We start from the raw sequence: 12,919 nt of genomic DNA on the forward strand, positions 1-12,919 counted from the left end.
AACCGTAGTGGCCCTATCGCCGGCAAGCCGGCTCCCACAGGGTGCAGGCTTGGTGGCGTACCTGTGGGAGCCGGCTTGCCGGCGATAGGGCCCGCCCCGACACCCCATCCATTTGCCCGAGCCCCGCCATGACCGACTACACAGCCCCCCTGCGCGACATGCGCTTCATTCTCCATGACGTCTTCCAGGGCCCAGCCCTCTGGGCCCGCCTGCCCGCCCTGGCCGAGCGCGTCGATGCCGAAACTGCCGACGCCATCCTCGAAGAAGCCGCCAAGGTCACCGCCAACCTCATCGCCCCGCTCAGCCGCAACGGCGACGAACAAGGCGTGCACTTCGACGCAGGCCAGGTCACCACCCCGGACGGCTTCCGCGACGCCTGGCGCACCTACCGCGAAGGCGGCTGGGTGGGCCTGGGCGGCAACCCCGAGTATGGCGGCATGGGCATGCCGAAAATGCTCGGCGTGCTGTTCGAGGAAATGCTCTACGCCGCCGACTGCAGCTTCAGCCTGTATTCGGCGCTGAGCGCCGGCAGTTGCCTGGCCATCGACGCCCATGCCAGCGAAACGCTCAAGGCCACCTACCTGCCGCCCCTGTACGAAGGCCGCTGGGCCGGCACCATGTGCCTGACCGAACCGCACGCCGGCACCGACCTGGGCCTGATCCGGACCCGCGCCGAACCCCAGGCCGATGGCAGCTACCGCATCAGCGGCAGCAAGATCTTCATCACTGGCGGCGAGCAGGACCTGACCGAGAACATCGTCCACCTGGTGCTGGCCAAGCTGCCGAACGCACCCGCAGGCGCCAAAGGCATCTCGCTGTTCCTGGTGCCCAAGTACCTCGTGGCCACCGATGGCAGCCTCGGGCCACGCAATGCCGCGCACTGCGGCTCGATCGAACACAAGATGGGCATCAAGGCGTCGGCCACCTGCGTGATGAACTTCGACGGCGCCACCGGTTACCTGGTGGGCGAGCCGAACAAAGGCCTGGCGGCCATGTTCACCATGATGAACTACGAGCGCCTGTCCATCGGCATCCAGGGCATCGGCTGCGCCGAGGCCTCGTACCAGAGCGCCGCCCGCTACGCCAACGAGCGCCTGCAAAGCCGCGCCGCAACCGGCCCGCAGGCGCAGGACAAGGCCGCCGACCCGATCATCCACCACGGCGACGTGCGCCGCATGCTGCTGACCATGCGCACCCTCACCGAAGGCGGCCGCGCCTTTGCCACCTATGTCGGCCAGCAACTGGACCTGGCGCGCTATGCCGAAGATGCCGGCGAGCGCGAACACGCCCAGCGCCAGGTGGCCCTGCTCACGCCGGTGGCCAAGGCATTCTTCACCGATAACGGCCTGGAAAGCTGCGTACTTGGGCAACAGGTGTTCGGCGGCCATGGCTACATCCGCGAATGGGGCCAGGAGCAGCGCGTGCGTGATGTGCGCATTGCACAGATCTACGAAGGCACCAACGGCATCCAGGCCCTCGACCTGCTAGGGCGCAAGGTGCTGGCCGACGGTGGGCAGGCTCTGGCAGGCTTTGCTGCCGAAGTGCGCGCTTTCTGCGTAAGTGCGCCGCTGCATCGGGATGCTCTGCAGGCCAGCCTGGTGCGCCTGGTGAGCACCAGCGAGTGGTTGAGCGGGCAAGTGAAAGAGGACGCCAACCTGGTGAGCAGCGTGGCGGTGGAGTACCTGCACCTGTTCGGCCTGACCGCCTACGCCTATATGTGGGCGCGCATGGCGGCGGTGGCTCAGGCCAGGCACGATGAAGAACCGGCGTTCTATGGCGCCAAGCTGGCGGCCGCGGCGTTCTACTTCCAGCGGGTGTTGCCGCGCGGGCTGGGGCTGGAGGCAAGTATTCGTGCGGGGAGCGCGAGCCTCTATCGCATGGCGGCCGAGCAGTTCTGACGCCTCTGGCCCTATCGCCGGCAAGCCGGCTCCCACAGGTACCCCATTGTGCTAGCCCTGTGGGAGCCGGCTTGCCGGCGATAGGGCCCTGCAAACCACCGCAAAAGGTTCTCAAACGCGAAAATTCCATTGCGAAACCGACGAAAAACCTACATAACTGATAGTCATTCGCCATTACCTCGGTTCTCGGAAGCCCCTCCACAGGGGTAGAATGCGCAAAACCCGGAGCCGCAATGAACCAAGACCGCCTCAATCCCAGCCCAGACGATGCCATTACCGACGCCGCCGCGCATTGGTGCATGCGCCTGCACGCCGACGATTGCACGCAGGTCGAGCGCGACGCCTTCGCCCGCTGGTTGGCCGCCGACCCACGCCACGCCGAGGAGTATCAGGCGATGCTGGAGATCTGGGACACCGCCGACCTGCTGCCACGCAGCGCCACGGTCATAGACTTCAACCCTGCGGCACAACACTTGGTGCAGCGCCGCAACTGGCGCCCGCTGGCGTCGGCTGCAGCGCTCGTGCTGCTGGTATTGCCCCTGGCCGGCTGGGTAGGCTGGGAGCAAGGGTGGGTACCCAACCACTACCAGCACCTGAGTACCCGCGACAGCATGCAGACCGTGGAGTTGAGCGACGGCAGCACGGTCGAGCTCAACCTCAACAGCGAGCTGACCTTCTTCAATTACAAGGACCGGCGCCAGGTCACGCTCGAGCGCGGCGAGGCATTCTTCAAGGTGCAGCACGACAGCGCACACCCCTTCATCGTGCGCGCCGGGCACGGCCAGACGCGCGTGACCGGTACTCAGTTCAACGTGTGGAAGTATCAGGATCAGGTCAAGGTCACCCTGGTGCAGGGTTCGGTGCTGGTCACCAGCAATGGCAGCACCGGCGGCTACCGCCTCGGCCCTGGCATGCAGGCCAGCTACCGCACCGGCGACTTCGAGCCGCAGCTGGCCCAGAGCGACGACTATGGCCACAGCCTGGCCTGGCGCAGCGGCAAGCTGGTGCTCGACAACCTCAGCCTCGAACAGGCCCTGCCGGTCATCAACCGCTACCTCGACGCGCCGCTGCTGCTGGCCGACGAGAACACCGGGCACATTCGCATCAGCGGCATCTATAACACCCGCGAGGTCGGCCACCTGGTAGACAACCTGCCCAAGGTGCTGCCGGTCTACCTGACCCGCAGCAAGGACGGCAGTACTGTCCTCAACAGCATTTCCCCACCGCCCAACAAGGGCTGAGGCCTTACAAGGTCATCGCCGCCAACCAGCCGAAGGCCAGCAGGGGTAAGTTGTAGTGAAGGAAGGTCGGTACCACGGTGTCCCAGATATGGTGGTGCTGGCCGTCGACGTTGAGCCCCGAGGTAGGGCCCAGGGTCGAGTCCGATGCCGGCGAGCCCGCATCGCCCAAGGCACCGGCGGTACCGACGATGCATACCGTGGCCACGGGATCGAAGCCCAACTGCACGCACAGTGGCACGAAGATCGCCGCCAGGATCGGCACCGTCGAGAACGACGAACCGATGCCCATGGTCACCAGCAACCCCACCAGCAGCATCAGCAAGGCACCGACGCCCTTGCTGTGGTCGATCCACTGCGCTGAAGCTTCGACCAGGCTCTTCACCTCGCCAGTGGCCTTCATCACGTCGGCGAAGCCCGATGCGGCGATCATGATGAAGCCGATCATGGCCATCATCTTCATGCCTTCGGTGAACAGATCGTCGGTTTCTTTCCAACGCACGATGCCCGACAGCGAGAAGATCAGGAAACCGACCATGGCGCCGATGATCATCGAGTCCAGCCACAGCTGCACGATGAACGCCGAGGCGATCGCCAGCCCCGCCACCAGCAGGGTCAGCGGGTTGTACTGGACGCTCACCTGCTCCACCTGCTCGATGCGCGCCAGGTCGTAGTCGCGCTTCTTGCGGTAGCTAACGAATACCGCCAGCAGCAGGCCGGCCAGCATGCCTGCGGCCGGAATGGCCATGGCATGGGTGACGTTGACACCGCTCACATCGACCCCAGCACGGGCGACATTGGCCAGCAGGATCTCGTTGAGGAATATGTTGCCGAAGCCCACCGGCAGGAACATGTACGGCGTGATCAGGCCAAAGGTGATGACGCAGGCGATCATCCGGCGGTCGATGCGCAAGCGGGTCAGCACGTACAGCAACGGCGGCACCAGCAGCGGGATGAAGGCGATGTGGATGGGCAGGATGTTCTGCGACGACACCGCCACCACCAGCATCAAGCCGATCAGCAGCCACTTGACCCGGCCGCCGTTGGCGTGGCCCTGGCGGTCGATCATGCTCAGGGCGCGGTCGGCCAGTGCATGGGCCAGGCCGGACTTGGCGATGGCCACGGCGAAGGCGCCGAGCAAGGCATACGACAACGCCACCGTGGCGCCCCCGCCCAGGCCACCATTGAAGGCCTTGAGCGTCCCCTCGATCCCCAGCCCTCCGACCAGGCCACCGACCAGTGCACCGATGATCAGGGCGATCACCACGTGCACCCGTGACAGGCTGAGTATCAGCATGATGCCGACAGCGGCAATCACAGCATTCATCGTTTGGTTTACCTCATGGCGACAGACAAAAACCGCGCACTCTGCAGCAGTGGGGAGCGGATGTCAAAAGCGCCATGGTACGGCGTGTTACCCGGGGCGGTGAATTTTAATTGAACGCTTGAATAAAGAAAAATGCGAGGGCGACGATATAGAGGGGGATGCGGGGGGCATGGTTTGAATCTGGAGGGGTTCGAGCGCGCCTGGGCGGGCCTCATCGCCGTCAAGCCGGCTCCCACAGGTACAGCGCAGCGCTCAAGACCGGCGCCGAACCTGTGGGAGCCGGCTTGCCGGCGATGAGGCCCGCGCGGCGGATGCTCGATAACAACCCCTGCCCCCAAACCAGCCCTCCAAAAATCCCCCAGCCCTTACTGCCAAAAAAAGGGATCAGCCCCCATGCCTTTGCGACAACTTTCCATCCAGTGGAAGATCACCCTGCTCGCCGGTCTGTGCCTGGCCAGCATCGTCACCCTGCTCGTCGGCCTCTCCCTCTACCGAATGGACCACAGCTCGGACTTGGTCAAGGCCAGCAGCATGCAGATGCTCGGCGAAGCGGCGCAGGCGCGCATCGAGTCGCAAGGTGAAGTGCAGGCTTTGAACATCCGCCGCCAGTTCATGGACGCCTACCAGTACGGCGCCGGCTTCGCCCGCCAAGTGCTGTTTCTGCGGGAACAGGCCGACAAGCGCTTCCTCGACGCCTTCGACCTGCGCGAGGACATGACCCGCCAGGTGCGCGCCGCGCTGCAGGCCAACCCCGACCTGCTCGGCCTGTCGCTGGTGTTCGAACCCAACGCCCTGGATAACAAGGACAGCCTGTTCGCCGACAAGCCGGAGCTTGGCAGCAACGAAACCGGCCGCTTCGCCTTGTACTGGTCGCAGCCGCGCGCCGGCCAGCTCACCGCCATGGCCCTGCCCGAGCACGACATGGCCAACACCCAGATCGGCCCCAGCGGCCAGCCCGCCAACACTTGGTGGGAATGCCCGCGCAGCAGCGGCAAGGTCTGCGTGGTGGAACCCTACTTCTATGACATCGACGGCCAGCGCGTGCTGATGACCAGCATCGTCTTCCCGCTCGCGGTCAACGGCAAGATCATCGCCACCCTGTCCATCGACATCAACCTCAACAGCCTCCAGGCCCTGAGCCAGGACGCCAGCCGCAGCCTGTACCAGGGCCAGACCACCGTCGGCATCCTGAGCCCCGTGGGCCTGCTGGCCGGCTACAGCGCCGACGCCAGCAAGCTGGCCCAACGCTTCGACCAGGTCGACACCGGCAAAGGCGCCGAACTGGTACGCACCCTGGCCGACGGCAAGCTGACCGTTCACCATGACCAGCAACGCCTGAAAGTGCTCGCCGCCTTCCAGCCGATCCCCGGCGCCCAGCACTGGGGCGTGCTGCTGGATGTGCCGGAAAGTGCCCTGACCGGCCCTGCCGAGGCACTCAAGCAAGAACTGGATACCCTCAACACCAGCGGCACCCTGCTGGAGCTGGGCCTGGGCCTGGCCGCCGCCATCGCCGGCCTGCTGCTGGTGTGGCTGATGGCCCGCGGCGTGACCCGGCCGATCCTCGGTGTGGCCAGCATGCTCAAGGACATCGCCAGCGGGGAAGGCGACCTGACCCGCCGCCTGAACTACGACAAGCGAGACGAGCTGGGCGAGCTGGCCGGCTGGTTCAACCGCTTCCTGGACAAGCTGCAGCCGACCATCGCCGAGGTCAAACACTCGGTGCAGGCCGCCCGCGGTACGGCCGACCAGAGCGCGGCGATTGCCAGCCAAACCAGCGCCGGCATGGAGCAGCAATACCGCCAGGTCGACCAGGTGGCCACGGCCTCGCACGAAATGAGCGCCACCGCCCAGGACGTCGCCCGCAGCGCCGCCCAAGCCGCGCAGGCGGCCCGCGAAGCCGACCAGGCCACCCGTGAAGGCCTGCAGGTGATCGACCACACCACCCAGCGCATCGATGCCCTTGCCGCCGACATGAACCAGGCCATGGCCGAGGTCGAAGGCCTGGCACAGAACAGCGAGAAGATCGGCTCGGTGCTGGAAGTGATCCGTTCGATCGCCGAGCAGACCAACCTGCTGGCACTCAACGCCGCCATCGAAGCGGCCCGCGCCGGCGAGGCCGGCCGTGGGTTTGCCGTGGTCGCCGATGAAGTGCGCAACCTGGCCCAGCGCACCCAGGAGTCGGTGGAAGAAACCCGTCAGGTGATCGAAGCCTTGCAGGCCGGTACCCGCGAAGTGGTCGGCGCCATGGACAACAGCCACCGCCAGGCTCAGGGCGGCGTGCAACAGGTGGGTCAGGCGGTTACCGCGCTGCGCCGCATCGGCCAGGCGGTGACGATCATCACCGACATGAACCTGCAAATTGCCTCGGCCGCCGAGGAACAAAGCGCGGTGGCCGAGGAGATCAACAGCAACGTGGCGACCATTCGAGATGTCACCGAGTCGTTGTCAGGCCAGGCCAATGAGTCGGCGCGGGTCAGCCAGGCGTTGAACAGCCTGGCCAACCAGCAGCAGGCCTTGATGGATCAGTTCCGGGTCTAGCCCTGCGGGGCGCATTCATCGCCGCAGACGCCATCGTCCGGCAGATGGAAGCGCCCGCCCTGGAGAATGTTGTCGAGCAGCATCAGAGCGCCCAGCACATTGGGTCGGGCGCCCATGGGCAGGCGGTCCTCAAGGGGCAGCGTGGCGTCCTTGTAGCCTGACTGCGTGACCAGCAGGTGCATCTGGTCGGCGTTCAGGTACAGGTGATGCTGCTCTATCGCGTACGACTGGATCAGCGCCAGGGCACCGGTCACGATCGGCGTGGCGCTGGACGTGCCACCGTAGTTGTGGGTGTAGTCGCGGTCGTGGCCATCCTTGTCCTGCAGCTTGCCATAGCCCAGGGTCGCGACACTGTCGCCCCAGGCATTGAGCATGCGGTAGCGGTAGTGGTAGTTGGAATACTGGTGTGGCTTGCCATCCCACGAGTGACAGGCACCTACCAGGATCGCATCGGCGTCGCCATGGTCTTTGAAGAAACGCCAGTGGGACAGGTCTACCCCGTAGCTGGCGGTGGTGCCAGCGTTGACGTCGGTCTTGTAGGCGCCATTGCAGGCCGCGTTCAACACCACGGCACCGCGTTCGGTCAGCGTGCGGGTGACCTCCCACCAGGTCTTGTCGTGAAGCGACGGCAAGAACGCCACCATGGCATCGATATTGGCCGTCTGCCGGTTGACCGCGACGATATCGCCGGGGCGCGTGTAGGCCAGCAGTTTCTTGAGCGTCTGCGAATAACCGCGGGCGTCCTTAGCACGGTTGTCATAGATGAACAGCTCGGCGGCATGACAGATACCGGTCATGCCGAAGCCGTTGTCACGCGCCAGCAGGATACCCGCCGAAGCGGTGCCGTGCTCGGGTTCGGCGTTTACCGTGGGCGGGATGACCTTCAGCCGCTCATTGGCCTGTAAGTCTTCGTGGTTGGGGTACAGCCCGCCATCGGAGAAGTGAACCCGGGCGCCCCTGCCTTTCACACCGGCCTCCCAGACCTTGCGAATGTTCAAGCCTTTGTCCCGGTCGCCCGGTTCGTCGAGGTAGCGTTGCAGCGCCTGGAAATCTGGCGTTGGTTGGGCTTCTGCGTTGGCATGGTTGCCTGCCACGACGGCAGTGCCGGTGATCAAGGTGGCGACGACAGCAGCGGCAAAGAACAGGTAACCAGGTTCGACGTTCGGTGGCAGGAACGCCACCCGCTCCATGTAGCCAAGCGCTGCCAGGCGCCCGGCCAGCGCGGCGAATGCTGGATTGCTCATCGACGCCGGCTGTTCGATCCAGTAATGGTTGGCGAGTACCTGCAAGTGCTCATCGTCCCGCTCTTGCGCCTCCAGGAATGGCTCAAGATCGATGCCTGGGGCAACGTGCTGCTTTTCGGCCATGAACTGCGCGTGGCCACCCTCCTGGAATACCAGGATCAGCGCGGGGTAACGTTCAGTATCCGGCAACGCAGGCACGTCGAACGAATCGGGCTCGGTGCGCGTGCGCCGCGAAGAGGAAGACGGCAGCGGCACATTGTCGAGAATGCGTCGGGTGAGTTCTGCCTCGTTGATGTCGATGACCAGCGGCCCTTCGCGTAACACAGCATCCGCGTCGTCCTCCAGGTTCAACGACATGATTTCACTGTCCAGCAGCGTGACTTGGGGCGTGATCACGTAACTGCCCGCTTCGGCCTCGGTGCTCAAGGTGGCTGGGCAACCGTAGTCGCTGGGCTTGCCGCTGTGGGCTTGCGAAGGGGCGGTCACGCCATCGAGATAAACCCGTGCATCGGATGCCTTGCGCTCCAGCAAGTAATGAATCGACTTGACCTTGTGCAGGTCGTCACCGATGCAACGCACGTGGAATTTCCCGTCGAAGGTGAAGTTGCGGTAGTACACGAATTGCAGATCCAGGCTCATCTCATGCTCCTGCCGTCTTGGCTTTTTGGGGTGTCAAGCCTTGCAGCGCGCGCGCGCCACCATCAGACAGAAGCGGTTCCTGCCCCTAACCAGATGCGCCGAAGGCGTCGTCTACACTTGCCCGACACATGACATGACAACCCGTGAGGTGCAGATGAAGAAAATTCCAACGCTGCTGGCCGGCCTGCTGCTCGCCGTGGGCCTGGCCAGCACCGACAGCGCCGCCTGCGCCGAGCAGCAGGCGCCCATCCACTTTGGCGCCATCAACTGGGAAAGCGGTGCCTTGACCACCGAAATCCTGCGCCTGATCGTCGAGCGCGGTTACGGCTACCCCACCGACACGCTGCCCGGCAGCACCGTCAGCATGGAAGTGGCACTGGCGCGCAATGACCTGCAAGTAGTCGCCGAAGAATGGGCCGGGCGCAGCCCCGCCTGGGTCAAGGCCGAAGCGGCCGGCCAGGTGTTCGCCTTGGGCGACACCGTGAAGAAAGCCGAGGAAGGCTGGTGGGTACCGGCCTACGTGATCAAGGGCGATGAGGCACGCGGCATCAAGCCGACGGCGCCGGAGCTGCACAGCGTCGACGACCTCAAGCGCTACCCCGAGGTGTTCAGCGACCCGGAAGCACCCGGCAAGGGTCGCTTCCTCAACAGCCCGAGCGGCTGGACCTCGGAAATCGTCAATACTCAGAAACTCAAGGCCTACGGGCTCGATGGCCTGTACAACAACTTCCGCAGTGGCACGGGCGCGGCGCTGGACGCCGAGATCGACTCGTCCATCCGCCGTGGCAAGCCGGTGCTGTTCTATTACTGGAGCCCGACACCGCTGATTGGTCGCCACGACCTGGTACGGTTGCAGGAACCGCCGTTCAATGCCGAGAACTGGGCCACCCTGCTCGACCCCAAGAACCCCAACCCACGGGGCAGCCAGTCGCTGCCGGCGAAACTGTCGATCGGGGTGTCCAAAGCATTTCGCGAGGGCTACCCGGAGCTGGTGGCAGTGTTCGAGAAAGTCGACTTGCCGATCGACCTGCTGAACAAGACCCTGGCGCAGATGAGCGAGAAACGCCTGGCGCCCGAAAAGGCCGCGCAAGCGTTCCTGCGCGACCATCCCGAGGTGTGGAAACCCTGGTTGCCGGCCGACATCGCGGCCAAAGTCGCCAGCGACCTGTGACCGCGCGGGCCTTCAGTAGCGGATCATCACCGATTTCAATTCGGTGTAATCGTCGATGAACGCGCTGCCGAACTCGCGCCCCACGCCGGAGGCCTTGCTGCCGCCAAACGGCACTGCCGGATCGAGGAAGGTGTGCATGTTGACCCATACCGTACCGGCCTCGATCTGCGGGATCAGCCGCAGGGCCTTGGACAGGTCGTTGGTCCACAGGCTGGCGGTCAGGCCGTAGGGGCTGTCGTTCATCAGCTCGACCAGTTGCGCCTCGTCGTCGAACGGCAGCACGCAAACGATCGGCCCGAAGGTTTCTTCGTGCAGCAGCGGGTCATTGGCGTCGTTGGCCAGTACCACCGTCGGCTCGACGAAGTAGCCCGGGCGGTCGACCGCCTTGGCGCCGCAGACCACCTTGTTGTTGGCGCGGGCACGTGCGAAGAAGCCGAGTATCTTCTCCAGGTGCGCGGCGTTGGCCAGAGGGCCGAACTGGGCTTCGGGGTCCAGCGCGGAGCCGATCTTCAGCTGCCCCAGTACCTCGCCCAGCTTGCGGGTGACTTCATCGACCTTGCTGCGGTGCACGTACAGGCGCTCCGGCGAGGCGCACACCTGCCCCTGGTGCACGTAGGCGGTCTGCACGATGCCGGCCACGGCGCCGTCCACGTCCACATCGGCCAGCAGCGCCGCCGCGTTCTTGCCGCCCAGCTCCAGGGTGGCACGGGTCAGGTTCGCAGCCATCGCCGCCTTGCCCACGGCGATGCCGGTCGGCACCGAGCCGGTGAAGGCCACCTTGGCCACATTCGAGTGCTCGATCAGCCGCTGGCCCACGGCGCCGCGCCCATTGACCACGTTCAAGGCACCCGCCGGCACGCCGGCTTCGATCGCCAGCTCGGCGATGCGCAGCAGCGTCAGCGGGGTGAATTCGCTGGGCTTGATCACGATGGTGCAGCCAGTGACCAGTGCCGAGGCGATCTTCCAGATGCCGATCATCACCGAGAAATTCCACGGCACGATACCTGCCACCACGCCTACCGGCTCGCGCAGGGTGAACGCGGTGTAGCGCTCGCCAGCGAACGAGGGGATCGACGGGGTCATGGTTTGCCCGGTGATTTTGCTCGCCCAGCCGGCGAAGTAGCGCAGGAAGACTACACTTTGAGCGATTTCCAGACCGCGCGAGAGGTTGATCGACTTGCCCGAGCAGAGGGTTTCGAGCTGCGCCAGCTCTTCGGCATTGGCTTCGATCAGGTCGGCCAGGCGGTTGAGCACCACCCCCTTCTGATACGGCGAAACTTCGGCCCAGGCGCCCTTGAATGCGCGCCGGGCGCTGTCCACGGCGCGGGCCACTTCGGCTTCGCTGGCCTCGGCAACCTGGCTGATGACAGCGCCAGTGGACGGGTCATGCACGTCGATCGACGGCCCCGCGTCACCCGCCAGGTACTGGCCCTCGACGAAGTGGCCATGGGGCCTGGCGAGGAACTCGACCACGGCAGGTAACAGCTGGATATCGCTCATGACATGACTCCTGGGTTGGCAGTGCAAAAGGTGTGCGGGCCGATCTTCAGGTGCCCGGCTACCCGCCTGCCAGCCCTGTCAGGCGTTTTGTCAGGGAGCCTCAAGAGAATGTCACGCTGGCCAAAGCAGCGCCGCGGGCCAGGCGGCACACTGCGATGACTGCGATTTCTGCATAACCCATAACAACATCGGAGATAGCCAATGCGTCGCGTCGACAGGCTCAGCATCTCGGCGGCCCTGGCCTTGGCCCTGGCCGCAAGCACCAGCGCGGTGCGGGCCGAGCTGCCCGCCGAAGAGATCGGCAAGAACACCCTGCCGTTCCCCCCGGACCCTCACCGTGTCTACATCCTTGATGTGGACTTCAAGAACCCCATCGCCGGCAAGGTGGTGGTGGTCGACCCCAAGGCCAAGCGCATGCTGGGCATGACCACCAATGCCTTCGTCGCCCCCACCGCGCTCAGCCCCGACAACCGCACCCTGTACTCGGCCAACCTGTTCTACTCGCGCGGCACCTACGGCGAGCGTACCGACGTGCTGGTGGCCTGGGACACCCAGACCCTGCGCCCGGAATGGGAAGTGGTACTGCCGGCCAAGCGCGCCAGCACCCTGACCGAGAAATACGCCATGGGCATCAGCGCCGACAGCAAGCTGGCCTATGTCTTCAACCTCACCCCGTCCACTTCAGTGACCGTAGTCGACACCCAAGCGCGCAAGGTCGCCAGCGAAGTGGCCATCAGCGGCTGCGTGCTCAACTACCCGGTGGGCAAGCGCAGCTTCGCCTCGCTGTGCGGTGATGGCCAGCTGCTGCTGGTGACCCTGGATGACCAGGGCAAGGAAGTGTCGCGCACGCAAACGCCGTTCTTCGACCCGAACAAGGTGCGCCTGAACGAGCGCGCCATCGCCAGCGGCGACACCTACTACTTCACCACTACCCGTGGCGAGGTGTACCCGGTCAGCTTCGAAGGCGGCAAGACCAAGCCCCTGCCGACCTGGTCGCTGGTCAGCGACGAAGAGCGCAAGCAAGGCTGGGCCCCAGGTGGCTGGCAGGCACTGGCCCTGGCCCCCGGCCTGAATCGCCTGTATGCGCTGATGCACGATCAGCACACCGACGGCAAATGGGAAGACCCGAGCACCACCATCTGGTCGTTCGACCTCAAGACCGGCAAGAAGCTCGGCACCCTCGAATCGCCGAAACCGGTGTGGAGCCTGCAGGCCAGCCACGACAAGACGCCGATCCTGGTGGCCACCGACCTGGAAGGCGGCGTGCAGTTCTTCGACCTGGCCAGCGGCAAGCACACCGGCGCGATGGATCAGATCGCCGACACGCCCGTGCTCACCCTGGCCCCTTGGTAAACAGGAGACAC

General features: G+C 65.0%; 8 protein-coding genes and 1 pseudogene. 6 read left to right on the forward strand and 3 right to left on the reverse strand.

What is annotated here, in order from left to right; translation table 11 throughout:
* Positions 1-128: 128 nt before the first annotated feature.
* Positions 129-1,898, forward strand: a complete 1,770-nt coding sequence (locus KU43P_RS15510) for an acyl-CoA dehydrogenase C-terminal domain-containing protein (RefSeq protein WP_317658251.1) — start codon at positions 129-131, stop codon at positions 1,896-1,898.
* Between the two features lie 233 nt (positions 1,899-2,131).
* Entirely contained in the window at positions 2,132-3,139 is a 1,008-nt protein-coding gene (locus tag KU43P_RS15515) for a FecR family protein (RefSeq protein WP_317658252.1), read from the forward strand.
* Positions 3,140-3,143: 4 nt separating this feature from the next.
* Here KU43P_RS15515 and KU43P_RS15520 read toward each other — a convergent pair whose 3' ends face one another.
* Entirely contained in the window at positions 3,144-4,463 is a 1,320-nt protein-coding gene (locus tag KU43P_RS15520; protein ID WP_317658253.1) for a Na+/H+ antiporter family protein, read from the reverse strand.
* Positions 4,464-5,177: 714 nt separating this feature from the next.
* On the opposite strand from KU43P_RS15520, the pseudogene KU43P_RS27080 reads away from it, so the two are divergent.
* Together KU43P_RS27080 and KU43P_RS27085 are read left to right on the forward strand one after the other, a co-directional pair.
* A pseudogene (locus KU43P_RS27080) lies at positions 5,178-6,143 on the forward strand (HAMP domain-containing protein); the annotation flags it as partial.
* 102 nt (positions 6,144-6,245) lie between these two features.
* Entirely contained in the window at positions 6,246-7,001 is a 756-nt protein-coding gene (locus KU43P_RS27085; RefSeq protein WP_411567259.1) for a methyl-accepting chemotaxis protein, read from the forward strand.
* Here KU43P_RS27085 and KU43P_RS15530 read toward each other — a convergent pair.
* Positions 6,998-8,884, reverse strand: a complete 1,887-nt coding sequence (locus tag KU43P_RS15530) for a S8 family serine peptidase (protein WP_317658255.1) — start codon at positions 8,882-8,884, stop codon at positions 6,998-7,000. The two genes, KU43P_RS27085 and KU43P_RS15530, sit on opposite strands and share 4 nt — an antisense overlap.
* 154 nt (positions 8,885-9,038) lie before the next feature.
* Between KU43P_RS15530 and KU43P_RS15535 the strand changes: the two genes are divergently transcribed.
* Positions 9,039-10,055 carry an ABC transporter substrate-binding protein gene (locus KU43P_RS15535; RefSeq protein ID WP_317663836.1) on the forward strand — a complete coding sequence of 339 codons (1,017 nt, stop codon included), beginning with the start codon at positions 9,039-9,041 and terminating at the stop codon, positions 10,053-10,055.
* Positions 10,056-10,067: 12 nt separating this feature from the next.
* On the opposite strand, the gene KU43P_RS15540 is transcribed toward KU43P_RS15535, so the two are convergent.
* Positions 10,068-11,555: an aldehyde dehydrogenase family protein gene (locus KU43P_RS15540; RefSeq protein WP_317658256.1), complete on the reverse strand. Its 1,488-nt coding sequence runs from the start codon at positions 11,553-11,555 to the stop codon at positions 10,068-10,070.
* 201 nt (positions 11,556-11,756) lie between these two features.
* On the opposite strand from KU43P_RS15540, the gene KU43P_RS15545 reads away from it, so the two are divergent.
* Positions 11,757-12,908, forward strand: coding sequence for an amine dehydrogenase large subunit (locus tag KU43P_RS15545; RefSeq protein WP_317658257.1), 1,152 nt, complete (start codon positions 11,757-11,759; stop codon positions 12,906-12,908).
* The last annotated feature ends 11 nt before the right edge of the window (positions 12,909-12,919 follow it).

It is taken from the genome of Pseudomonas sp. KU43P (genome assembly GCF_033095865.1).
In the GTDB taxonomy this organism is placed as follows: Bacteria; Pseudomonadota; Gammaproteobacteria; order Pseudomonadales; family Pseudomonadaceae; genus Aquipseudomonas.